Source organism: Nocardia sp. NPDC051570 (assembly GCF_044454005.1).
GTDB lineage: Bacteria > Actinomycetota > Actinomycetes > Mycobacteriales > Mycobacteriaceae > Nocardia.
Genome location: NZ_JBITDI010000012.1, coordinates 20960 through 44774 on the forward strand (window position 1 = coordinate 20960; position 23815 = coordinate 44774).

Annotated in this window: 23 protein-coding genes and 1 riboswitch; of the genes, 14 read left to right on the top strand and 9 right to left on the bottom strand. The window is 67.4% G+C overall.

The features are described 5' to 3' along the window. Positions 1 to 89: 89 nt before the first annotated feature. From ACIA76_RS27900 to mnhG, 6 genes are read left to right on the top strand one after another with little or no spacing between them, the layout of a single operon-like run. Positions 90 to 2930 carry a Na+/H+ antiporter subunit A gene (locus ACIA76_RS27900; RefSeq protein WP_397155729.1) on the top strand — a complete coding sequence of 947 codons (2841 nt, stop codon included), beginning with the start codon at positions 90 to 92 and terminating at the stop codon, positions 2928 to 2930. Beyond that, positions 2927 to 3310: a Na(+)/H(+) antiporter subunit C gene (locus ACIA76_RS27905; protein ID WP_397155731.1), complete on the top strand. Its 384-nt coding sequence runs from the start codon at positions 2927 to 2929 to the stop codon at positions 3308 to 3310. The genes ACIA76_RS27900 and ACIA76_RS27905 overlap by 4 nt, the downstream gene beginning before the upstream one ends. Next, the gene (locus ACIA76_RS27910; RefSeq protein WP_397155732.1) at positions 3307 to 4911 is read left to right on the top strand and encodes a Na+/H+ antiporter subunit D; all 1605 of its coding nucleotides are present in this window, start codon (positions 3307 to 3309) and stop codon (positions 4909 to 4911) included. The genes ACIA76_RS27905 and ACIA76_RS27910 overlap by 4 nt, the downstream gene beginning before the upstream one ends. After that, complete coding sequence (locus tag ACIA76_RS27915; RefSeq protein WP_397155734.1) at positions 4908 to 5456, top strand: Na+/H+ antiporter subunit E; 549 nt, start codon at positions 4908 to 4910, stop codon at positions 5454 to 5456. The genes ACIA76_RS27910 and ACIA76_RS27915 overlap by 4 nt, the downstream gene beginning before the upstream one ends. Then, on the top strand, positions 5456 to 5716 hold the full coding sequence (locus ACIA76_RS27920) for a monovalent cation/H+ antiporter complex subunit F (protein ID WP_397155736.1): 261 nt from the start codon (positions 5456 to 5458) through the stop codon (positions 5714 to 5716). The genes ACIA76_RS27915 and ACIA76_RS27920 overlap by 1 nt, the downstream gene beginning before the upstream one ends. Further along, positions 5713 to 6048, top strand: coding sequence for a monovalent cation/H(+) antiporter subunit G (gene mnhG / locus ACIA76_RS27925; RefSeq protein WP_397155738.1), 336 nt, complete (start codon positions 5713 to 5715; stop codon positions 6046 to 6048). The genes ACIA76_RS27920 and mnhG overlap by 4 nt, the downstream gene beginning before the upstream one ends. A gap of 33 nt (positions 6049 to 6081) precedes the next feature. Here mnhG and ACIA76_RS27930 read toward each other — a convergent pair whose 3' ends face one another. The 5 genes from ACIA76_RS27930 to ACIA76_RS27950 all read right to left on the bottom strand — a co-directional run bounded on the left by ACIA76_RS27930 (position 6082) and on the right by ACIA76_RS27950 (position 10444). Beyond that, positions 6082 to 7449 carry a DUF5933 domain-containing protein gene (locus ACIA76_RS27930; protein WP_397155740.1) on the bottom strand — a complete coding sequence of 456 codons (1368 nt, stop codon included), beginning with the start codon at positions 7447 to 7449 and terminating at the stop codon, positions 6082 to 6084. An 87-nt stretch (positions 7450 to 7536) separates the two neighbouring features. After that, positions 7537 to 8682, bottom strand: coding sequence for a glutamate--cysteine ligase (locus ACIA76_RS27935; RefSeq protein ID WP_397155742.1), 1146 nt, complete (start codon positions 8680 to 8682; stop codon positions 7537 to 7539). A gap of 14 nt (positions 8683 to 8696) precedes the next feature. Further along, positions 8697 to 9392 (bottom strand): superoxide dismutase[Cu-Zn], encoded by a 696-nt coding sequence (gene sodC / locus ACIA76_RS27940; RefSeq protein WP_397155744.1) that lies wholly within the window; start codon positions 9390 to 9392, stop codon positions 8697 to 8699. 105 nt (positions 9393 to 9497) lie between these two features. Next, positions 9498 to 10079 (bottom strand): LytR C-terminal domain-containing protein, encoded by a 582-nt coding sequence (locus ACIA76_RS27945; protein ID WP_397155746.1) that lies wholly within the window; start codon positions 10077 to 10079, stop codon positions 9498 to 9500. Positions 10080 to 10093: 14 nt separating this feature from the next. Continuing rightward, positions 10094 to 10444, bottom strand: a complete 351-nt coding sequence (locus tag ACIA76_RS27950; RefSeq protein WP_397155748.1) for a DUF3263 domain-containing protein — start codon at positions 10442 to 10444, stop codon at positions 10094 to 10096. Positions 10445 to 10607: 163 nt separating this feature from the next. Between ACIA76_RS27950 and ACIA76_RS27955 the strand changes: the two genes are divergently transcribed. Genes ACIA76_RS27955 through ACIA76_RS27965 form a run of 3 tightly spaced genes read left to right on the top strand, consistent with a single transcriptional unit; the run spans position 10608 to position 13012 of the window. Then, positions 10608 to 11204, top strand: coding sequence for a peptide deformylase (locus ACIA76_RS27955; protein WP_397155750.1), 597 nt, complete (start codon positions 10608 to 10610; stop codon positions 11202 to 11204). Next, a complete protein-coding gene (locus ACIA76_RS27960; RefSeq protein WP_397155752.1) occupies positions 11205 to 12158 on the top strand; it encodes a GNAT family N-acetyltransferase in 954 nt (317 codons plus the stop codon). 29 nt (positions 12159 to 12187) lie between these two features. Next, entirely contained in the window at positions 12188 to 13012 is an 825-nt protein-coding gene (locus ACIA76_RS27965; RefSeq protein WP_397155754.1) for an exodeoxyribonuclease III, read from the top strand. Between the two features lie 4 nt (positions 13013 to 13016). On the opposite strand, the gene ACIA76_RS27970 is transcribed toward ACIA76_RS27965, so the two are convergent. The 3 genes from ACIA76_RS27970 to ACIA76_RS27980 form a co-directional block, all read right to left on the bottom strand. Next, complete coding sequence (locus ACIA76_RS27970) at positions 13017 to 13589, bottom strand: Uma2 family endonuclease (RefSeq protein WP_397155756.1); 573 nt, start codon at positions 13587 to 13589, stop codon at positions 13017 to 13019. A 182-nt stretch (positions 13590 to 13771) separates the two neighbouring features. After that, on the bottom strand, positions 13772 to 14410 hold the full coding sequence (locus tag ACIA76_RS27975) for a hypothetical protein (RefSeq protein WP_397155758.1): 639 nt from the start codon (positions 14408 to 14410) through the stop codon (positions 13772 to 13774). A 109-nt stretch (positions 14411 to 14519) separates the two neighbouring features. Beyond that, a complete protein-coding gene (locus tag ACIA76_RS27980) occupies positions 14520 to 16346 on the bottom strand; it encodes an acyl-CoA dehydrogenase (protein WP_397155760.1) in 1827 nt (608 codons plus the stop codon). 223 nt (positions 16347 to 16569) lie between these two features. Between ACIA76_RS27980 and ACIA76_RS27985 the strand changes: the two genes are divergently transcribed. From ACIA76_RS27985 to fahA, 3 genes are all read left to right on the top strand, one after another. Next, positions 16570 to 17196, top strand: a complete 627-nt coding sequence (locus ACIA76_RS27985) for a TetR/AcrR family transcriptional regulator (protein WP_397155762.1) — start codon at positions 16570 to 16572, stop codon at positions 17194 to 17196. Positions 17197 to 17307: 111 nt separating this feature from the next. Continuing rightward, positions 17308 to 18522 (top strand): homogentisate 1,2-dioxygenase, encoded by a 1215-nt coding sequence (locus ACIA76_RS27990; protein WP_397155764.1) that lies wholly within the window; start codon positions 17308 to 17310, stop codon positions 18520 to 18522. Next, positions 18519 to 19697, top strand: a complete 1179-nt coding sequence (fahA, locus tag ACIA76_RS27995; protein WP_397155766.1) for a fumarylacetoacetase — start codon at positions 18519 to 18521, stop codon at positions 19695 to 19697. Before ACIA76_RS27990 ends, fahA begins: the two co-directional genes overlap by 4 nt. A 39-nt stretch (positions 19698 to 19736) precedes the next feature. Here the strand turns inward: fahA and ACIA76_RS28000 are convergent, their stop codons facing one another. After that, on the bottom strand, positions 19737 to 20420 hold the full coding sequence (locus tag ACIA76_RS28000; RefSeq protein ID WP_397155768.1) for a TetR/AcrR family transcriptional regulator: 684 nt from the start codon (positions 20418 to 20420) through the stop codon (positions 19737 to 19739). A gap of 98 nt (positions 20421 to 20518) precedes the next feature. On the opposite strand from ACIA76_RS28000, the gene ACIA76_RS28005 reads away from it, so the two are divergent. Beyond that, positions 20519 to 21910 carry a lipase family protein gene (locus ACIA76_RS28005; protein WP_397155770.1) on the top strand — a complete coding sequence of 464 codons (1392 nt, stop codon included), beginning with the start codon at positions 20519 to 20521 and terminating at the stop codon, positions 21908 to 21910. Positions 21911 to 21964: 54 nt separating this feature from the next. After that, positions 21965 to 22091, top strand: a riboswitch (TPP riboswitch). Then, positions 22085 to 23737 (top strand): phosphomethylpyrimidine synthase ThiC, encoded by a 1653-nt coding sequence (gene thiC / locus ACIA76_RS28010; RefSeq protein ID WP_397155772.1) that lies wholly within the window; start codon positions 22085 to 22087, stop codon positions 23735 to 23737. Its footprint overlaps the riboswitch before it by 7 nt. Positions 23738 to 23815 lie beyond the last annotated feature (78 nt).

Consider the following 23815-nt stretch of genomic DNA (forward strand, 5'->3'; position numbering starts at 1 on the left):
CTAGGCCATAGGCTCGCCGTGATCGAATGACGCGCGCGGCAAGTAGGATCGACACCGCACCACCCCGCCGCCGACCGACGGAGTGACGTTTGCTCGCAATCCTGCTCGCGCATGCCGCCGCCGCACTGCTCGCGCCGCCATGTGTGCGGTCGCTGGGCAGGCGGGCGTTCTTCGTGCTGGCCCTGGCGCCGCTGGCCGGCCTCGGCTGGGTGATCGCCAACTGGAACAGCGGCCGCCAGGTGCGCAGCGCCTGGGCGCCCGGCATCCATATGGACGTGGACCTGCGCTTCGATTCCCTGGCCTCGATCCTGTCGGCGCTCGTACTCGGCATCGGCGCCCTGATCCTGGCCTACTGCGCCCGCTACTTCGACGATGACGATCGGCAGCGCCTCGGCATCTTCGCCGGATATCTGGTCGGCTTCGCCGGGGCCATGTTCGGACTCGTGGTCAGCGACAACATGATCCTGATGTTCACCTTCTGGGAGGCCACGACCGTCCTGTCCTTCCTGCTGGTCGGCCATCACGCCGAACAGATCACTGGTCGCCGCGCGGCCCTGCAGGCGCTGCTGGTCACCGGTGCGGGCGGGCTGGCGATGCTGGTCGGCATCATCGTGCTCGGCCGGCGCGGCGGCAGCTATCTGCTGTCGGAGGTTCTGACGCGGGCCGATCCGCACGACTGGTCGATCGGCATCGCGATCGTGCTGATCCTGGTGGGCGCGTTGAGTAAATCGGCGATCGTGCCGCTGCATTTCTGGCTGCCGGGCGCCATGGCCGCGCCCACTCCGGTCAGCGCGTATCTGCACGCGGCGGCGATGGTGAAGGCCGGTGTGTATCTGGTGGCGCGACTGTCCCCGGCCTTCGCGGTCGCCGCGCCCTGGCATCCGATCGTGCTCACCCTCGGCCTGCTGTCGATGCTGCTAGCCGGTCTGCGCGCACTGCAGGTGTACGACCTGAAGCTGGTGCTGGCCTTCGGAACCGTCAGTCAGCTGGGCTTTCTCATGGTTCTGCTCGGTCTCGGGACGCCGGACGCGGCGCTGGCCGGGGTGGCGCTGATGGTCGCGCACGCGCTGTTCAAGGCCTGCCTGTTCATGGTCGTCGGGATCGTCGACCACTGCGCGGGCACCCGGGATCTGCGGCGGCTGTCCGGAATCGGCCGGCGCGCGCCCGTCCTGTGCGCGATCGCGACCGTGGCGGCGGCGAGTATGGCCGGGATCCCACCCCTGATCGGATTCGTCGGCAAGGAGAGCGCCCTGGGCGCGGTGCTGGACAGCGACAATCTGGCCGCTCCGGCGCGGCTGGTCCTCGCCGCGGGCGTGGTCGTCGGATCCATGCTGACCGTCGGATACAGCATCCGATTCCTGTGGGGCGCATTCGGTTCCAAGCACGTGCGGGTGGGCGCGCCCGAACCCGAGGCGCCCTGGCATCGGCCCGATCCGCTGTTCGTGGCGCCACCGGCGCTGCTGGCGATCGCGAGCTTGATCGCCGGACTCGGCGCGCCGCTCCTGGATCGCCTGCTGCATCCCTATGCGGAAACCGTTCCGGGACACGACCTGTCCCATCTGGCGCTGTGGCACGGCTGGGGACTGCCGCTGACGCTGACCATGGTGGTGATCGCCTGCGGCATCGTGCTGTTCGAAATCCGCGACCGCATCGGCGAATCCGCGAATCCGCGCCTGGGCAACGCCGATCGCGTCTACGACGCCACGCTGCGCGCGATGGATCAGCTGTCGCTGCGCATGACCGCCGCGACCCAGCGCGGATCGCTGCCGCTGAATCAGGCGCTCATCCTGATCACGCTGATCGTGCTGCCCATCGCGATGCTGGTGACCGGCGCCCGCGCGGAAGTGCGCCTGCGCCTGTGGGATTCGCCGCTGCAGGCGATCATCGGAGCGATCATGATCGCGATGGCGGTGGGCGCCACCGTGATGCGCAACCGCCTGGCCGGGGTGCTCCTGGTCGGGGTCACCGGATACGGCTGCGGCGTGATCTTCGCCCTGCACGGCGCGCCCGATCTGGCGCTGACCCAGTTCCTGGTGGAGACGCTCACCCTGGTGATCTTCGTGCTGGTGCTGCGCAAGTTCCCGGCCGAGATCGAACCGAATCGCACCGCGGCGTTCAAGTTCCGGCGCGCGCTGCTGGCGAGCCTGGTCGGCGCGACGGTCGCGGTGCTGGCCGCCTGCGCGGTCGCCGCGCGCGGCACCGAACCGATCTGGCACCGAATCCCCCGGGCCGCTTATGAACTCGGCGGCGGCAAGAACGCGGTGAACGTCCTGCTGGTCGACATCCGCGCCTGGGACACCCTGGGCGAGATCTCGGTGCTGGTGGTCGCCGCGACCGGAGTGGCGTCGCTGGTCTTCCGCAGTCGCCGGTTCGGCACGCTGCAGCGGGTCGCCGACGCACCCGGCTACATCCCCGATCCCGATCGCGCCTATTGGCTTCCGGCCGCACAACTGGTCGCGCCGCGGGATCGATCGATGGTGCTGGCGATGACCACGCGACTGCTGTTCCCGACCATCATGGTGCTGTCGATCTACTTCTTCTTCTCCGGGCACAACGCACCCGGCGGCGGCTTCGCCGGCGGCCTGACCGCCGGATTGGCGCTGGTACTGCGGTATCTCGCAGGCGGACGTTATGAGCTGGCCGAGGCGCTTCCGGTCGATGCCGGACATGTGCTCGGCGCCGGGCTCATGCTGTCGGCCGGGACGGCCACCGGATCGCTGCTGCTGGGCGCGCCGCCGCTGTCCTCGGCGATCGTCGAGGTGACGCTGCCGGTGCTCGGACATGTGAAGCTGGTCACCGCGATGCTTTTCGACCTCGGCGTCTACCTGATCGTGGTCGGCCTGGTGCTCGACGTCCTGCGCAGCCTCGGCGCCCGGCTCGACATCGAGGGCCTCCCGTCGCCCCGCGAGAAGGTAGGGGAGACACGATGAGTGCGAACATCACGCTGCTGATCCTCATCGCCGTCCTGGTGGCCTGCGGGGTCTATCTGGTGCTGGAACGCGCCGTATCGAAGATGCTGCTGGGGCTGATGCTGTTCGGCAACGCGATCAATCTGCTGATCATCACCCTCGGCGGGCGCGACGGGCGGCCGCCGATCCTCGGGGAGGCCGATCGGGTGCACCACGAGACCGCCGACCCGCTCGCCCAGGCGATGGTGCTGACCTCGATCGTGATCACCATGGGCCTGGCGGCCTTCGTCCTCGCCCTGGCCTATCGGGCCTACATGCTGACCCTGAGCGAACGGGTCGAGAACGATCCGGAGGACGTGAAGGTCGCCTCGCGACGCGAGGGCGAGGATCCCGAGAAATGACCCTACTGCCCACCCTGACCCCGCTGCCGGTGCTGATTCCGCTGCTCACCGCGGCGGCGACCCTCATCGCCGGGCGCAGACCGCGTGTGCAGCAGGGCATTTCGGTGGCCGCGCTCACCGCGGTGGTGATCGTCGCCGGGCTGCTGCTGTATCTGGCCGACCGGTACGGCATGGCCGCGGTGCAGGTCGGCGGCTGGGAGACCCCGATCGGGATCACGCTGGTGGTGGATCGGCTGTCCGCGGCGATGCTGCTGGTGTCGTCGATCGTGCTGCTGGCGGTGCTCGTATTCGCGGTCGGTCAGGGTATCAGCGACGGCGCCGAACGCCAGCCCACCTCGATCTTCCAGCCCACGTATCTCATTCTGAGCGCGGGGGTTTCGATCGCGTTCCTGGCGGGCGATCTGTTCAACCTGTTCGTCGGATTCGAGGTCCTGCTGGCGGCGTCGTTCGTGCTGCTGACCCTCGGCGCGAGCGCCGACCGGGTGCGGGCCGGGGTGTCCTATGTGATGGTCTCGATGGTGTCGTCGCTGATCTTCCTCACCGGCATCGCGCTGGCCTATGCGGCGACCGGCACCCTGAATCTGGCGCATATGGCCGCGCGCATGGCGGAGGTGCCCATCGGCACCCGCAGCGGCATCTACGCGGTGCTGCTGGTGGCGTTCGGGATCAAGGCGGCGGTGTTCCCGCTGTCGAACTGGTTGCCCGATTCGTATCCGACCGCGCCCGCACCCGTCACGGCCGTCTTCGCGGGCCTGCTCACCAAGGTCGGTGTGTACGCGATCATTCGGATGCATACACTGCTGTTCCCGTCCGGGCGGTTCGATCGGATCCTGATGATCTGCGGGCTGTTGACCATGCTGATCGGCATCCTGGGCGCGATCGCGCAGAGCGATATCAAGCGGTTGCTGTCGTTCACCCTGATCAGCCATATCGGCTATCTGATGTTCGGGGTGGGCCTGAATACCGCGGCCGGGCTCGAGGGCACGGTTTTCTATGTGGCACATCACATTCTGGTGCAGACCACGCTGTTCCTGGTGGTCGGCCTGATCGAGCGGCAGGCGGGATCGGCGTCGCTGAGCAGGCTCGGCGGGCTGCTGGCGGCCAGTCCGGCGCTGGCGCTGCTGTTCGGCATTCCGGCGCTGAATCTCGGTGGGATTCCGCCGCTCTCGGGATTCATCGGCAAGGTGACGCTGCTGGAGGCCGGGGTGGCCGACGGCAGCGTGCTGGCCTGGATTCTGGTGGCGGGTTCGGTGCTGACCAGCCTGCTCACGCTGTACGCCATGGCGCGGGTGTGGAGTAAGGCGTTCTGGCGGCCGCGCGCGCAGGCGCCCGAGGGCGATCTGTCGGACGCGGCGCCGTCGGCGCTGATCGACGAGTCCACCGATGTGCTGTTCGACGATCGGGCCGATGTGGGGCGGATGCCCCGGCTGATGCTGGCCCCGACCGTCGCCCTGATCGCGGTCGGCCTGGCGATGACCGTCTTCGCCGGGCCGATCCTCGGCATCGCCGCGCGGGCGGCGGCGGATCTGCAGAACCGCTCGACGTATCTGGAAACCGTGCTGGGACCGCGGGATTCGTGGCAGTCGGGAGGGACGCGATGACTCGCGAGGGGCTGGTCCGCATCGGGGTGCTGCTGTGGCTGGCGATCGTGTACACCGCGCTGTGGGGCGAGGTGACCGTCGCGAACGTCCTGGCGGGTCTGGCGATCGGCGCGCTGGTCATGCTGGCGCTGCCACTGCCGCGGGTGCCGATCCACGGCCGGGTGCATCCGCTGTCGCTACTCGAATTGACCGCTGTCAGTGGGTATTACGCGCTCGAGTCCAGTCTGCAGATCGCCTGGTTCGCGGTGCGCCCGGCCGGAGCGCCGGTATCGGGCGTGCTGCGGGTGCGGTTGGAGATCCGCTCGGATCTGGTGCTGGTGCTGTGCGCGGATCTGCTGAATCTGATCCCGGGCACGATGGTGCTCGAGCTGGATCGGCAGTCCCATACCGTCTGGGTGCATGTGCTCGACGTGGGCAGCGAGGCCGCGGTCGACAAGTTCTACCGCACCACGCGACGGCTCGAGCAGCTGCTGATCCGATCGTTCGAGCGGCCCGGCGAGTGGCACGAAACCTCCGGCCCCACAACAGTTTCCGAGGAGGGATGATGACGGTTGTCGCAATCGTCGCCGCGGTGCTGCTGACCATCGCGGCCGTGCTGACCGGCTATCGCGTACTGGCCGGGCCCGATACGCTGGACCGGGTGGTCGGCATCGACTCGCTGGTCGCCATCGCCGCGGCCGGGCTGACGGTCTGGGCCGCCTACAGCGACGACACCATGGTGCTGCCCGGCGTCGTCGCGCTGGCCCTGGTCGGCTTCCTCGGCTCGGCGGCCGTATCCCGCTTCCGCGTCCGGGACGACCGATGAACACCGTCCTGCAATGGATCTCCTATATCTCGATCGTCTTCGGCGCGGCGCTGGCCCTGACCGCCGCCATCGCGATCGTGCGCTTCCCCGACACCCTCTCGCGCATGCACGCCGCGACCAAGCCCCAGGTGGTCGGGCTCGTCCTGATCCTCATCGGCGCCGCCATCCAGCTACGCGGCCACCCCAACGTCTGGCTGCTGCCATTGGTGGGCCTGTTCACCCTGCTCACCGCCCCCGCCATCGCCCACCTCATCGGCCGCACCGCCTACCGCGAACAGCGCCACCGCGACGGCCTGCTGCTGATCAACGAATTGGGCGACGACGTGGATTGACCGGCATCACGCCGGATACCGGACCCGGCTCCGTCAGCTCACGTGCACAGGAGCCGACGGTGTGAATTCCGCAGTCCGATTCCGCGCGAACCAGGTTGCGTAGAAGGCGTACACATAAGCACCGAACAGGCCCAGCAGGATGACGCCCGCGGGGAAGGGATGCTGCGACATCCACACCGCCAGGAAGCGATAGGACAGCAGCAGCGTCGCGAGCAGGGTCGCCCCCGCGGCGATCAGTTGGATGCGGGCGCGGTCCCAGCCGCGTTCGGGGGCGCGGAGGACCGATTCGATCGTGAGGCACAGCACCGCACCCGCCAGCAGGTCCGCGCCGTAGTGGTAGCCGAAGCCCAGCGTGGCGGTCAGGGTGGCCAGCAGCCAGAAGGCGCCTGCCCAGCGCAGCCAGCGGGGGGCGGGCGAGCCGTCGGGCGCGCGGCGGGAATGCAGGAAAACGGTTGTGGCCCAGGCGGTATGCATGGACGGCATGCAGTTGCGCGGGGTCACGGTGTCGAAGGGCAGCGTCGCCGGGGCGGCGTCGAGCGGTGGCACGGTATGGGGCCAGTAGTTGCCGATCTGCAGGCCGTGCCCGTCGGCGGCGAAGGCGAACATCGGCCCGACCACCGGAAACAGGACGTACACCACGGGACCCACGAGGCCGAGCACCAGGAAGGTCCGGACCAGATAATGGCTCGGCCACACCCCCGACGACACGACGCGCCGCAGCTGCCAGGCCGCCACGACCATCGCCGCCACCGGCAGTTCGATGTAGACCCAGTGCAGCACGCCATATCCGACCGGCCCGAGCGCCTCGACGACCTGGCCCATCACCCACGACGGCTCGCCGAGGGCATGATCGGCCAGCAGCACATACCGGTCGAGCACATTCGGCCCGGCCATCACGGTGATATGCAGCCAGACGTCACCGACCTTGGTCGCGAGGATCAGCAGCGCGCCCAGCGCGGCCGCGTGCAGGGCATTGCGCTTATCGGCACCCTCCCAGCCCAGCCAGGCCACCAGCGCCAGCCCGGTCAGCGCGATCACCGCGCCGTTGCCGATCGTCATCGGTCCGCCGTGCAGCACCCGCACCACCGCGAAAACGGCATCGATGGCGAGCGCGGCCCCCAGCGTGACGAACCGCCGCCGCCACGAGACGCCCACCAATGCCAGGGCCAATCCGGCCCACGGCACCGAGACCGACTTCGGCGTCCCTGCGAAATCGTTCCACAGGCTGTGCAGCGGCCCCTCGAACCCGTTGTGCGCGGCCACGATCTGCAGAACGATCAACAGCACCGGCACCGCGGCCACGGCCGCGCCCAGCGCGACCCGCCGCGACGAGATCCGCGACCACCGACGGTCATCACCGTCCAAACCTGAGCGCGGATCATCGAGAAGCACGTCGACCATAGTAAACACGTGATGAACGCCACCCGCCTGAGCAGCTGAACTAGTGGCTACCGCGCGGCAACGAAAACTCGAGAACCCCCGGTGGGATCAGGTCTCGAGTTCCTTGACGAGCGCGTCGACCACGGCGACCAGATCACCCTGCGAGGCCGCGGCCACGCGGCGCTGGCGTTGATAGGACGCGCCGCGCTTGGGGATATCGGCGACCAGCGAGAGTTCGTTCTCGCAGCCGAGCAGTTTGGCGGTGGGCTCGAGCCGGTTCAGCAGATCGTCGAGATCGTCGGTGACCAGGCGCTCATTGCTGTCGGCGTCGGTGATGATGATCGCGTCCAGACCGTAGCGGGCCGCGCGCCACTTGTTCTCCTGCACATGCCAGGGCGGGATGGTGGGCAGGGTCTCGCCCGCCTCGACCCGGCGGTCCAGATCCACGATCAGGCAGTGGATGAGCGATACCATTGCGGAAAGCTCTGTCCAGGAAGGGATTCCGTCGCACACCCGGACCTCGATGGTGCCCCACTTGGGCGCGGGACGGATATCCCAGTGCATGCCGCCGAGCTGTTCGAAGACCCCGGTCTTCATCTGGTCGTGCACGAAAGCCTCGAACTGCGACCAGTTCTCGAACTGGAACGGCAGCCCGGCGGTCGGCAGCTGCTGGAACATCAGCGCGCGATTGCTGGCGTAGCCGGTGTCGGTTCCGGCCCACATCGGCGAGGACGCCGACAGCGCCAGCAGGTGCGGATACGACAGCAGCAGCGTGTTGAGGATCGGAAAGACCTTCTCCGGGTGGGAGATCCCCACGTGCACATGCACGCCCCAGATCAGCATCTGCCGCCCCCACCACTGGGTGCGATCGATCAGCTCATCGTAATGCGCTGTGCGCGTGAGCAATTGGGTCGACCACTGCGCGAAGGGATGGGTGCCGGCGCAGAACAGATCCACCCCGACCCGGTCGGCCGCGCACCGCACCGCGTCCATCGCTCCGCGCATCTCGTCGACCACCTCGCCCGCGGTGTGGTGCACACCACTGACGATCTCGACGGTATTGCGCAGCAGCTCCTTGGTGACCTGCCGGGTGCCGTCGTGCGCCCGCAGATCACCGACGGCGTCGAAGACCGCGGCGGCGGTATTGGAGAGATTGCGCGTCTGCTTGTCGACGAGCGCTATCTCCCATTCCACACCCAGTGTCGGGCGGGGCGAGCTGTTCCAAGTGACCTTACGAATGCCTCGCTCGCCCATGGCATACCTACGCCTTACCCGACCACACCACAGGCGATCCGGCCACCCGCGTCACCGGTCGCCATGGTCTCGGCGTCCGGCCCGGCGGTGCCGTTGGCCTGCGTGTATCGATTCGGAATGTTGCCGAAGTCATCCGCACCCGCGTGCACCATCAGGGCCTTGCCCTTGATGTCGTCCAGGGTGACGGAGTCTGTGGTGGTGACCAGGTGGGCCGTGCCGTCCTGGCGCACTTCGAGCGAGGTCAGGTCGCCGCTGGCCGGATGCGAGGTCTGATCGCCGACCTGCAGATGTCCACCGGCGGAAAGGAAGTCACCGGCCGGGCCGCCGGCCGGGGCGACCGAATTGGCCTCGCACTTGCCGATCGAATGGAAGTGCAGGCCGTGGAAGCCCGGCTTGAGGCCGCGCACGTCGACGGTCAGCTCGAGGTGGTTGCCCGACTTCACGATCGTCGCGGTGCCGACCTGAGCGCCGGAGGGATCCTTGAGCTGAACCGACACCGAATCACCCGGGGTCGCAGCCGTCGAGGGGGTGCCGTGCTCACCGGTGGCGGCGACACCGGGAGCCGCCGAACCCGTCCACACCGGCGGGTTGGTTCCCTTGACATCACTCGACTCCTGGCTGTTGGTACAGCCCGCGAGCCCGAAGACCGCGAGCGCCAGCACCGGAGTCACAGTCCGCCAAGAGGGGCGACGAATTGTGGACGTGGCCATCGGGGAACTCCTTTACGAGTACCGAGTTTACGAGTAATGCACGGTGGACAGATTCGTTACCGGACAAGATGATGCCAGAGCCGTTATGCAGATCGGCGGTGGGGCTCAGTTACCTGTGACGATGACGATGATTCCGGGAGGTGCGTCGGCTATTCCGGCGAATCGGGGCTCCGCGGACACCCCTAGTTCGGCGGCGACCGCACGGGCCGCGGCCTGCTCTTGTGGCGAATTCCCGTAGTAGACGGTCGTTTTCGGAATCGCGCCGTTGGGATAGTTGGCCGTCTCGGTGACATTCCAACCGGCGGCGGACAACTCGTTACCGGTCCGCGCGGCCAGGCCGGCGATCGTGCCGTTGTTGAGCACCCGCACCGGGATCGACTTGTCCACGGCCGCAGCGGTTGTCGGCGCCGCGGCGGTGGTCGTGGTCGGGGATGGAGTGGTCGTCGGGGCGTCCGGGGTGGTGGTGGCCGCCGCGGGCGAACTGGTGATCGGGGCCGCGGCGGAGACGCTCGGCTTCGGCGCGGCGCTCGGGGACGCCTGGCCCTGCGGGGTGGAACCCGAACTCTCCGAGCCGGACTTCGACAATGACATCGCGCCGAGACCGGCGAACACGATGGCCAGCGCGATCAATACCATCGCGAGCGCTCGTAGCGGAGGTCCACCGGAGGGCGGATTCGGATTGCTCACCTGGTCGAGCCTAGTCACACGTGGAAGCCGAGGCGGCGGGCCGCCCGCGCCTTCTGTCTGCTGGCGCGCAGGCGCCGCAGGCGCTTCACCAGCATCGGGTCGGCGGCCAGGGCCTCGGGCTTGTCGACGATGGCATTGAGCACCTGGTAGTAGCGGGTGGCGGACATACCGAACAGTTCGCGAATGGCTTCTTCCTTGGCGCCCGCGTACTTCCACCACTTGCGCTCGAAGTCGAGAACATCGAGCTCGCGCCGGGTGAGTCCGCCGGCGGCCTGATCGTCTGCAGGTACCGCGATCCCGGTGTCCTCGCCCGCGGTAGAGCTGTCCCCGCTTGCGGATAGATTCCGGGCCGCTGCGCTGTCCATATCGCTCCCTCGCCAGACGTCTTGTTCAACACTGAGGTGCTTATACGTCGCCGCTCATTCAACCACGGATGCCCGCGTTCCCAGATGCGTACTACGGCGTGTCGGCGGTGGCGGCGCCAGCTCCGCGTCGGGGGTGAATCGGGCCCCAGTACAGTGTGTGACCATGGCGATTCTCCCGATCCGCATCGTCGGTGATCCGGTCCTGCACAATCCGACCGAACAGGTCACCCAGTCGCCGGAGGAGCTCGCCGAGCTGATCAGCGATATGTTCGACACGCTCGACGCGGCGCGCGGGGTGGGTCTGGCGGCCAATCAGGTCGGTGTGCCACTGCGGCTGTTCGTCTACGACTGCCCGGACACCGAGGCCGACGGCTCGGTCAGGCGTCGCCGCGGCGCGGTGGTCAACCCGATCCTCGAGACCTCCGAGATCCCCGAAACCATGCCCGATCCGGACGATGACGAGGAGGGCTGCCTGTCGGTGCCCGGCGAGCAGTTCCCCACCGGCCGCGCCGACTGGGCCCGCGTCACCGGCACCGATGAGCACGGCAAGGCGATCGAGATCGAGGGCACGGAGTTCTTCGCCCGCATGCTGCAGCACGAGGTGGGCCACCTCGACGGCTTCCTGTACGTCGACGTGCTGATCGGCCGCAACGCGCGCGCGGCGAAGAAGGCGATCAAGCGAAACGGCTGGGGCAAGCCGGATCTGAGCTGGGTGCCGGGCGAGGGTCCGGACCCGTTCGGACACGACGACGAGGACTGAGTGGCCACCGAGATTCCCCTCGGCCGTCGCGTGGTGGTGCGCTACCGCCTGCCCGCCGGGCAGTCGCACGAGTTCACCGATGTGATCGGGGAACTGATCTCCCATGATCCGTTGACGGTGCGCACGGCCGACGGCCGGACCGTCGCGGTGGCCGCGGCGGATGTCGCCGCGGTGAAGGCGTTGGGCCCCAGGCCGATTCGCACCGGCGAGATCCGCGCCCTGGAGGCCGCGGCATGCGACGGCTGGCCCGGCCTGGAGCGCGCGTGGCTGGACGGCTGGCTGCTGGCGGCCGGAAACGGCTACACCAACCGCGCCAATTCCGCCGTGCCCGTGGGCGAATCGGGTGAACCGGCCCGCCTGCACGTGGACACCCTGCACCGCATCGGCGAGTGGTACGCCCAGCGCGACCTGCCCCCGCGGCTGCGGCTGCCCGACCGGCTGGGACCGGTGCCGCCGGGCTGGCGGGCCTGGAGCGAGACCGTGGTGCTCGGCATCGATATCGAGAACTTCGTTCTCCCCCAGGGCCCTTCGATGGTTCGCGTGGAGCCCGCGCCGAACGAGAACTGGGTGGAACTCCATCGCTTCCGCGGCGAGGATACGGTCGCCGTGCCGCCGCCGAATCCGGATACCGCGGTGCTGCGGGCCGTGCGCGAGGGCGAATTGGGCTTCGCCACACTGGGTTTGCCCGATCCGCTGGCCATCGGCCGCGGCGCGCTCACCACCGCGCCGGGCGGGCGGCGCTGGATCGGGCTGAGCTGCATCGCCGTCGCGGCCCCCCACCGCCGCCACGGGCTGGGCACCCTGATCTGCGCCGAACTGATCCGCTGGGGTCACCGGCACGATGCGACCCACGCCTATGCGCAGGTCGAGGCGGACAATGCCGCGGCCCTGGCACTGTATGGCGAGATGGGCTTCGTGGAGCATCACCGCTACCGCTACGCCGCCCCGGCATAGCACCGGGCAACGAAAGAGGGCTTACTCCTGTGCGTTTGGCTACCTGGAACGTGAATTCGATTCGATCGCGGCTGGATCGGGTGCTCGGCTGGCTCGACCGCTCCGATATCGACGTGCTCGCCATGCAGGAGACCAAATGCCGCGACGATCAGTTCCCCATGGAGCGGTTCGAGGAGGCGGGCTACGAGGTCGCGCATATCGGGCTGAGCCAGTGGAACGGCGTGGCGATCGCCTCCCGCATCGGCCTCGACGAGGTCGAGATCGCCTTTCCGAATCAGCCCGGCTTCGACAAGGACGCCGAGACCTCACTGCTGGCCGCGCCGATCGTGGAGGCGCGAGCCATCGGCGCGACCTGCGGCGGGGTGCGGGTGTGGAGCCTCTACGTCCCCAACGGCCGCGCATTGCACGATCCGCACTACACCTACAAGCTGGAATGGCTTGCGGCGCTGAAGGATTCGGGCACCCGCTGGCTCGCGGAGCGGCCACAGGCACCGATCGCGCTGTGCGGCGACTGGAATATCGCCCCGACCGACGACGACGTATGGTCGACGGAGTTCTTCGCGGATAAGACGCATGTGTCCCAGCCGGAACGCGATGCCTTCGAAGCCATCGTGTCCACCGGATACTCGGATGTGCTGCGCCCGTTCGCACCCGGGCCGGGCGTCTACACCTATTGGGACTACACGCAGCTCAGATTTCCGAGAAAAGAAGGCATGCGGATCGACTTCATCCTTGCCTCACCAGCATTGGCCGCCCGCGTGACCGATGCCAGCGTCGACCGCGAAGAACGCAAAGGCAAGGGTGCGAGCGACCACGCCCCGGTCGTCGTGGATCTGGGTGATCAGGACGAGTGACGGCTCAGCGTACGAGCGCGTCGAGATCCAGCCGCATATCGAACGGCGCGTTGGTGATGAAGACTCCGGTGTGCTCACCATTGTCGACATAACCCATTTCCCCTGCCAAATGACAGGCGAGCAGGCTGACCGGCTCGTTGAGGTCGACGATCCAGTAGTGCGGGATCCCGGCGTCTGCGTATTCGCCCCGCTTGGTCACGTAATCGGTGCGGCGCGAGCCTTTGGAGACGATCTCGATCGCCAACAACACCGAGGAAGCTCGCAAAATGCCACCGACCTTATCGACCCGGTCGAACTCCGCCGAATCGACCACGAACAGATCCGGGCGACGCGCCGAACCCGGGTCGTCCACCGGCGCCAACTGCAGGTCCACATCGATGTCGTCGAGCAACTCGTAGCCTGCCGGGATCTGTGGATCGAGCTGGATCAGCAGCCGCTTGGACACCCGAGCGTGGCGCGGCGACAGCGACGGCGACATCACGAGATTTCCCTCCACCAACTCCCAGCGTGCGCGGTCGTCCTCATCCAACGCCGCGTAATCGGCGATGGTCAAATGCCGGTGAACCGGATAGGCCATGATGCCTCCTGTCGACGCCATCTATCCCCCACGACGAACCTTACATTCCTTACACCCCGACTGGCTCGTCTCGACACAAGGTCGCCCGAGCCGCGACGGGAACACCGCGTCGGCATCGACGGCGAGGAGTGAAAGGATAAGGGCGCCAGCGATCATGTGCCGGTGATCGCCGAATTCGGCGACTAGGCCGGGCGGGTCTTGATTGCGTCGCGGGAGATGTACACGTCGTAGTTTCCGGGGACGGCGATCACCGCATTGCCGTAGGCGGAGCGGACGAATGGTTTGGTGTACCAGCTCTCGGTGCGCATATCCTCGAAGAAGTCCTGGTCGCTGCCGTTGAGGAAGATCTGGTTCTGCTTCACCGCGACGCCGTCGAGCCGCTGACCGTACAGCCGGGTCACCTTGTAGCCGGAGTGGAAGCCCAACGCGTTCACCCACGGCTCCAGCTCGACGATATCGGCCTGCAGCACCCACATATCGCCCTCGACCTGATAGGTCTGATGCTGTTCGGCATGGTCACCGTCGCCGAACAGCGTCAGGTCGATATCGAGCGTATGTGGGCTGTTGGCAACGGTTTTGGCGACCAGATGCGCGGCCCTCACCTCCCCGGTCAACCCGAGGAAGGTCTGCAGCAGTGTGGTGACCCACAGGATCACCACCGCCACCAGCAGTACCGATACGGCCCCGGTGGCGCGCCCGACCAGCGCGCGCCACCCCACCCTGCGGGCCTTGATCAGCGCCGTCACGACCAGCACCACGCCGATCACGAACAGCACCACGATCAACGCCTGCAGCCAGCCGAAGTCCACCGGGAAGACCATGCGGTAGTTGTACCCCTATTCCGCCGATCTTCCCCCGGTTCCGGCCAAGAGCACGCCGGAACCAGAAGGGGCGCGCCAGAAGCCGGACCCAGGCCTCAGGAGGAGGGGGTTATAGGGCCGCCTCGTCCAACCGCATGATGTCGCCATCGAGGTTCTCGAGCACCGACCGCACGCCGGTCAGCAGCGGCAGCTGGTTCTTGGCGAACCACGAGGCCACCGCGACCTTGCCGGTGTAGAACAGCCGATCCTTCTCACCCGGCTGACCCTCGAGCGCCGTGAGCGCGATCTTGGCCTGCTCCAGCAGCCGCCAGCCGATGACGAGATCGCCCGCGGCGTGCAGGAATCGGACCGAGCCGAGACCGACCTTGTAGAGCTCCTCGGGAGTCTGCTGCGAGGCGACGAGATAGCCGGTCAGCGTGGCGGCCATCGCCTGCACATCGGCCAGCGCGGTCGCCAGCAGCGCCCGCTCGGTCTTGAGCTGTCCCTCGTCGGCGTCGATGAACTTCTGCACCAGCCCGGCCACATGTCCGAGCGCCGCACCCTTATCGCGAATGATCTTGCGGAAGAAGAAGTCCTGCGCCTGGATGGCCGTGGTGCCCTCGTACAGCGAGTCGATCTTCACATCGCGGATGTACTGCTCGATCGGGTAGTCCTGCAGATAACCCGAACCGCCGAAGGTCTGCAGGGTCTCGGTCAGCGTCTCGTACGCCCGCTCCGAGCCGACGCCCTTGACGATCGGCAGCAGCAGATCGTTCACGCGCGCGGCCAGTTCCGCGTCCGCGCCGAAGTTGGCCTCGGCGATATCGGGGCTCTGATAGGCCGAGCAGTAGAGGTACAGCGCCCGCAGACCCTCCGAATACGCCTTCTGCAGGGTCAGGCTGCGCCGGATGTCCGGATGGTGGGTGATGGTCACGCGCGGCGCGGCCTTATCGGTCATCTGCGTCAGATCCGCACCCTGTACGCGAGTCTTGGCGTACTCCAGCGCATTCAGATAACCGCTGGACAGCGTGCCCGCCGACAGCACGCCCACCATCATGCGGGCGTTCTCGATCACCTTGAACATCTGGGCGATGCCGTTGTGCACCTCGCCGACGAGGTAACCGATGGCGGGTGTGGCGCCGCCGTAGGTCAATTCGGCCGTGGGCGAGGATTTGATGCCCATCTTGTGCTCGAGGTTGGTCAGCAGCACGCCGTTACGTTCGCCGAGTTCCATTGTCTCCCGATCGAACAGGTACTTCGGCACCATGAACAGCGACAGGCCCTTGGTGCCCGGGCCCGCGCCCTCCGGCCGCGCCAGGGTGAGATGGAAGATGTTGTCGGCCGTGGCGCCCACGTCACCGCCGGAGATGAACCGCTTGACGCCCTCGATATGCCAGGCGCCGTCGGGCTGCTGGATCGCCTTGGTGCGGCCCATGCCCACATCGGAGCCGGCATCCGGCTCGGTGAGCACCATCGTTCCGCCCCAACGGTTTTCCCATGCGTGCTGGGCCCAGCGCTGCTGCTCCTCGGTGCCCTCGCTGTACAGCACGTGATGCATGAGCGGACCCATGTTGAAGAATGCGGCCGCATTGTTGGCGGCCACCAGCATCTCCTGCGTCGCCCAGGTCAGCGGCGACGGCGCGTTCACGCCGCCCATCGCCTCGGGCATGCCCAGTCCGGACCAGCCCGCCTCGTTGACCGCCGCGACCGTCTTGCTCAGCAGGTCGGGAACGATCACCTCATGGTTGACGGCGTCGAACTGGATGGGATTGCGGTCGGCATCGACGAACGAATCGGCCACCGGCCCCTCGGCCAGGCGCAGCACCTCCGTCAGAATGCCCCGGGCGGTCTCGGTATCCAGGTCGCCGTAGGCGCCGGCGTCCAGCTGTGCCCCGATCCCCAGCACCTCGAACAAGTTGAACTCGATATCACGAAGGTTCGCCTTGTAGTGCGACACCGACGGCCTCCTCAGCTGAGGTTGATGTTGTCATCTGGAGGTTGCCGTACACGCGTTCGGTTACGCAACCGTAGGCTCCGAAACGCCAGGAGAATTCTTCGTACCTTGTACAAAACAGGCGCATCAGGACAAACGCCGAGCGGCCTCGCGCGGGCCGCCGACAGCCAGGAGTTTGCTGTATGCCGTCCGGCGACCCCGGCGGCCCGCTGATATCTTGGTGATCATGGGTCCGAGAGCAGCCGTGCGACCGCGTCAGCGCGCCCAGCATCTCGGCCCCGAGCGCCGCCGCCCGCAGGTGCTCGACACCGCATTGCGGATCGCGGTCGAGGACGGCATCGCGGCCGTCACCATCGCCGCCGTCGCCGACCGCATGAACGTCACCCGCCCGGTCGTCTATGCCTGCTACGCCGATCGCGTCGAACTCATCGACGAGCTCATCCGCCGCGAGGAGCGCTATCTGGTCGACGGCATCATGGACGCGCTGCCGCGCCGCCGGGTCGAGGCCGACGAGGAGGTGTTCGTCGAGGGCTTCCGGGCACTGCTGGAGACCGTCGCCGCCCGCCCCGACACCTGGAAGTTGTTGTACGGCAACCCCGATCCGGCCGTGAGCCATTCCTTCGGCCGCAGCCGCAGCTTCGCCGTCGAGCGTTGCACCCGCCGCCTGCACCCCACCCTGCGGGCCTGGGGCACCGAGGATGCCGACCGCAAGCTCCCGGCCCTGGTCGAGCTGTGGGTCTCGGCCGGTGAGGGTGCGGTGCGCACCCTGCTGTCGGGCGAAGGTGATTGGAACCCAGAGGATCTGGGTGCGTTCGTCGGCGCCGCGGTCTATCGCGCGCTGCGCAGCGCCTGACCCGGAGTCGCCGAGCGACCCATATGGCGAAAGCGCCCCCGACAGGGCAATCCGGATAGCTAGGATGAGGAAAACTATCTATCCGACCAGCAACCTGGCGGGAGAGCGGGCATGGCGTTCTATCGGCAACTCGGGTCGGTGCCCCCGAAACGGCACACACAACATCGCGACGAGCAGGGGCGGCTCTACTACGAAGAGCTGATGGGCGAGGAGGGCTTCTCCAGCGATTCCTCGCTCCTGTACCACCGGGCATTACCACCGGCAATCGTGGATTCCACGCCCTGGCAGCCGCCCAATCAGGAGACGGTGCCGAATCATCCACTGCGCCACCGGCATCTGCGGCTACCCGAACTGTTCCCCGGCGACACCGCGGCCCGCACGGATGTGGTGACCGGCCGCCGCCTCATCCTGGGCAACGACGACGTGCGCATCTCCTACGTTGTGGCACAGCGGCCTTCGCCGCTGTACCGCAACGCGATCGGCGATGAGCTGATCTACATCGAATCCGGTTCGGGCACGGTCGACACGGTCTTCGGCACGCTGCCGGTCCGCCAGGGCGATCAGGTCCTGCTGCCGCGCGCGACCACCCATCGCTGGCGTCCGGCCGACGGGGCGCCGCTGCGCGCCTACGTGATCGAGGGGACCGGTCATATCGCCCCACCGAAGCGCTATCTGTCCAAATACGGCCAGTTCCTGGAGCATTCGCCCTACTGCGAGCGAGATCTGCACGGCCCCACCGAATTGCGCACCGAGGAGGGCACCGAGGTCGAGGTGCTGGTCAAGCACCGCCCCGGACGCGAGATCCTCGGCACCCGCCTGGTGTATGCCACCCATCCCTTCGATGTGGTCGGCTGGGACGGCTGCCTGTACCCCTACACCTTCAATATCGAGAACTTCGAGCCGATCACCGGCCGCGTACATCAGCCGCCGCCGGCCCATCAGGCCTTCGAGGGCGCCAACTTCGTGATCTGCAACTTCGTGCCGCGCAAGGTGGACTACCACCCGCTGTCGATCCCGGTGCCCTACTACCACTCCAACGTCGACTCCGACGAGATCATGTTCTACTGCGGCGGAAACTACGAGGCGCGCAGGGGATCCGGCATCACGCAGGGTTCGGTCTCGGTACATCCGGGCGGCTATGCGCACGGTCCCCAGCCGGGCGCCTACGAGCGCAGCATCGGGGCGGAGTTCTTCGACGAGCTGGCGGTCATGGTCGACACCTTCCGGCCGCTGAGCCTCGGCGAGGGCGCGCTGGCCTGCGAGGATCCGAACTACGCGTGGACCTGGTCGGGCCGTGGGCCCGATACCGACAAGGAGAACCGATGACCGACCTGCTCCGCATCGAGATCGCGGACGATTCCCTGTTCGGCCCCGAGAATCTGCCCTACGGCGTCTTCGCACCGGCCGCCGGCGACTTCCGGGCCGGCGTGCGTATCGGCGATTCCGTGGTGGATCTCGCTGTGCTGCTGGATGATTCGACCTTCGCACAGCCGACGCTGAACGCCTTCCTGGCACAGGGACCCGGCCGCTGGCGCGAGGTCCGCGACCGTGTGCGCGATGGCGTCACCGGCGAGATCACCGCCGCTGCGGTGCATTCCGTGGATTCGGTGCGGCTGAAGCTGCCCGTGACGATCGGCGACTACGTCGACTTCTATGCCAGCATCGACCACGCCACCAACCTGGGCCGCCTGCTCCGCCCGGATGGCGAACCGCTGCTGCCGAACTGGCGGCATCTGCCCGTCGGCTATCACGGCCGCTCCGGCACGGTCGTGGTCTCCGGCACCGAGATCGCCCGCCCCACCGGTCAGCGCCGAACCCCTTCGGGCACACCGGACTTCGGCCCCACGAAGCGGCTGGACATCGAGGCCGAACTCGGCTTCGTGATCGGCGTCGGCTCCGAACTGGGTGAGCGGATCCCGACCGAGGAGTTCGCCGAACACGTCTTCGGCGTCGCGCTGGTCAACGACTGGTCCGCCCGCGATATCCAGGGCTGGGAGTATCAGCCGCTGGGCCCGTTCCTCGGCAAGTCGTTCGCGACATCGATGGCGGCCTGGGTGACCCCGCTCGCGGCGCTGCGGGAGGCCCGGGTGCCGCTGCCCGGCCAGGATCCCGAACCGCTGCCGTATCTGCGCGAACGCGAATCCTGGGGCCTGGACCTGGATCTGGCCGTGCGCTGGAACGGTGAGCTGGTGGCGACGCCGCCCTATCGGCGGATGTACTGGTCCCCGGCGCAGATGCTCGCCCATCTGACCGTCAACGGGGCGTCCACCCGGCCGGGCGATCTCTACGCCTCCGGTACCATCTCCGGTCCGGAGCGTGATCAGCGCGGCTCGTTCATGGAATTGTCCTGGGGTGGAAGCGAATCCGTCGCGGTGAACGGCGAGAAGCGGACGTTCCTCGAGGACGGCGACGAGGTGGTCATCACCGCGACCGCTCCCGGCGCGGACGGCCGGCGGATCGGATTGGGCGAGGTCGGCGGCCGAATCCTGCCCGCGCGCTGAACCTTTCGGGGCGCGCCGCCGGATCGTCGGCGGCGCGTCCTACTGTCTCGCCTGCCGGCCCGCGCCCACGGTGGCGAAGAAATGGGTGAGATCCTCGGTCAGCGTCTCCGCCGCGTCCGGCGATCCGCCGTCGTCGTGATGATGCAGCCAGTCGGCGACCAATTCGAACAACCCGCCGATCGTGGCCAGCGCCAGGGCGATTCGCCGACGCTGCGCACCGGCGTCGGCATCGGGTTCACCCGCCCACTGCGCGTCCAGGAAGCCCGCCGCCCAGCGGCGGTTGCCGCGACGCTGCTTCTCCACCACGGGTGAGATGCCGCCCGCCTCGCCGAAGCTCACCTTCGCCAGCCGGGGATCGTCGGCGATGGCGTGGACGAAGGCCGCGATCAGCCCCGGCGCGCGCTGCTGCCACTCCAGCTCCGCCGATTCCGCCGCCACCCCTAGTACCCGTTGCCGGATCTGTGCCGTGATCAGCTCCAGCAGCGCGATGTAGCAGGCCTCCTTGCTGTCGAAGTGGTCGTAGAAACCCTTCGTGCCGACATAGGCCTGCTGGCAGATCTGTTCGATCGAGGTACCCGAAAAGCCCTGCCGAGCAAACAGTTCGGTGGCGGCATCGAGTAGCTGCAGACGGCGCTGGGCGCTGCGCTCCTCGGCATCGAGGCCGCGGATCCGGCGCCGCGCCGGGACCGGCGCGGGCCGCGCGGCGGAGTTGCTGCGGGTCATACTCCGACGATAGTAGGAGGTCCGGCGAAAAGGGGCCTTGTTGGCAACTGGTCGACATGCTGTAATTCGTGTCACACCTGATGAGCGAAGGACAGCACGTGTCTGTGATCAATGAGGATCGACGCGGGCGACGCTGGGCGGTGGTGGCCCTGACGGCCGCCGTGACCATTGCGACCGCCCTGCTGCTCGGCAATGTCTCCCCCACCCCCGCCACGGCGGATCCGATTGCACCGCAATCGGATCCGTTCTATCAACCGCCGGACGGCTTCGAATCCGCCGAACCCGGCGCGATCCTGCGGTCGCGTCCGGTACAGCTGGCCGTGACGACCATCCTGCCGGTGCATATCCAGTCCTGGCAGCTGCTGTATCGCACAACCGATCTGAACGACCAGCCGACGGTCTCGGTCACCACGGTGGCCATGCCCATGGGCGCCGATCCCCGTAATCACCGGCCGCTGGTCTCGCAGCAGTTCTACTACGACAGCGTCGCGCCCCAGTGCGCGCCGTCCTACGTCCTGCAGCAGGGCACCGGCCTGGCCGGCCTCGAGGGCATCCACTCCGATAGCGAATACCTGGGGCTGGCCGCCTCGATCAGCCAGGGCTATGCGATCAACATCCCCGATTTCGAGGGCCCGCACGGACATCTGGCCGTGGCCGAGGAGCCCGGCTACATGGTCCTCGACAGCATCCGCGCAGCCGAGCGGTTCGAGCCGCTGGGCCTGGACGGGACGAATACCCCGGTCGCGCTGTGGGGCTATTCGGGCGGCGGCATGGGCAGCGGCTGGGCGGCGGAGATGCAGCCGGGCTACGCGCCCGAGCTGAATATCAAGGGTGTCGCACTGGGCGCGCCGACCTCCGATGTGCAGTCGCTGCTGCATGTGAACGGCTCGATGTTCTCCAGTCTGATCGCCATCGGCCTCGGATCGCTGATGAACGCCTACCCCAAGTTCGCCGAGACCACCGAGAAGTATCTGACGCCCGAGGGCCGCGCGGTGATGGACCGCACGAACCATCAGTGCCTGTCCCGTAACGCCGTCACCGATATGCTCATCGACTATCAGCGGCTGATGACCATCCCGATCGATCAGTATCTGGCGTTGCCGGATATCAAGGAGGTCTTCGACACCCTCGTGCTCGGCAGCAATCCGCCGACCGCGCCGGCCTACGTCTATCAGGGCGTATTCGACGAGGCCGTGCCCGTCTGGTCAAACGACCGGATGGTGAAGCAGTGGTGCGACGGCGGCTCCTCGGTGATCTACACCCGCGACCACCTCAGCGAGCATCTGACGCTCACGACGCTGGGCATGGGTGACGCGTTCAACTGGATCAAGGGCCGGCTCGCGCCGAACGCACCCGACCAGAAGGGTTGCCGCACCGACGATGTCGCGTCGATGTTCGCCAATCCGGATGCCTTCGTCGAGCAGACGATCATCAATCTCAACGCGTTCGCCGGCGCCCTCGGCTGGCCGATCGGACCGAAGGAGAACTGAGGCCTCCCCTGTCGTCCCGGTCACACCGCGGGTAATCTCGGCCGGGTACAACAGCACATCGCCAACGGGGGCTCGCACCAGCGGGCTGAGAGGACGGCTAGCCCATTCGGGCGGATCAGGGCCGTCGACCGCACGAACCTGACCGGGTAATGCCGGCGTAGGGAGGATTCACGAATGTCATCGACGCACGCCTCGACCACGGTCGACACCGTCACCACCGGCCCCATCCAGGGCAGTGTCAAACACTACGAGCGGATCGATGCCGACGGCACGACCCTGCGCGTTCCGGTCCGACGGATCAATCTGACCAACGGTGAGCATTTCGATGTCTACGACACCTCGGGCCCGTACACCGATTCCGAGGCGACCCTCGATCTCGAGGGCGGTCTGCCGAAGCTACGCGACGAGTGGACCAAGCCCGATGTGGCGTCCCCGCGCACCCAGCTCGCCTGGGCGCGGCAGGGGATCGTCACCGCGGAGATGCGTTATATCGCTGCGCGCGAAGGTGTTTCGCCGGAGCTGGTGCGCGAGGAGGTCGCCGCCGGACGCGCGGTGATCCCCGCCAACCACAACCATCCCGAATGCGAGCCGATGATCATCGGCAAGAAGTTCGCGGTGAAGATCAACGCCAATATCGGCAATTCGGCCGTCAGCTCCTCGATCGCCGAGGAGGTGGAGAAGATGGTGTGGGCCACCCGCTGGGGCGCCGACACCATCATGGACCTGTCCACCGGCAAGAACATCCACGAGACCCGCGAGTGGATCCTGCGCAACTCGCCCGTACCGGTCGGCACCGTGCCGATCTATCAGGCACTCGAGAAGGTCAACGGCGATCCCACCCAGCTCACCTGGGAGATCTACCGCGACACCGTGATCGAGCAGGCCGAGCAGGGCGTGGACTATATGACCGTGCACGCGGGCGTGCTGCTGCGCTATGTGCCGCTGACCGCCAAGCGGGTCACCGGCATCGTCTCGCGCGGCGGATCCATCATGGCCGCTTGGTGTTTGGCGCATCATCAGGAATCGTTCCTGTACACCCACTTCGCCGAGCTGTGCGAGATCCTGGCGCGCTACGACATCACCTTCTCCCTCGGTGACGGCCTGCGTCCGGGCTCGATCGCCGATGCCAACGACGAGGCGCAGTTCGCCGAGCTGCGCACCCTGGGTGAGCTGACGAAGATCGCGAAATCCCATAGCGTGCAGGTGATGATCGAGGGCCCCGGCCATGTGCCGATGCACAAGATCGTGGAGAACGTGCGGCTCGAGGAGGAGCTGTGCGAGGAGGCGCCCTTCTACACCCTGGGCCCGCTCGCCACCGATATCGCCCCGGCCTACGACCACATCACCTCCGCGATCGGCGCGGCGATCATCGCCCAGGCGGGCACGGCCATGCTGTGCTATGTGACACCGAAGGAGCATCTGGGCCTGCCCAACCGCGACGATGTGAAGACCGGCGTGATCACCTACAAGATCGCCGCACACGCCGCCGATCTGTCCAAGGCGCATCCGCGCGCGCAGGAGCGGGACGACGCATTGTCCAAGGCGCGCTTCGAATTCCGCTGGCTCGACCAGTTCGCGCTGTCGCTGGATCCGGATACCGCCCGGGAGTTCCACGACGAGACCCTGCCCGCCGAACCGGCCAAGACCGCCCACTTCTGCTCCATGTGCGGTCCGAAGTTCTGCTCCATGCGCATCTCCGCGGACGTCCGCGAGTACGCCGCCCAGCAGGGCCTCACCGATGTGCAGGCCATCGAGGCGGGCATGGCGGAGAAGTCGGCCGAATTCACCGAGGCGGGCGGGCAGGTGTACCTGCCGGTCGTGTCGTAAGGCTCAGCGCGACAAGCACTCTCGTTGCCCAGGCCGCTCTCGTTGCCTCTGGGCGGAGCCCGGGGTACCGCCTTGCCC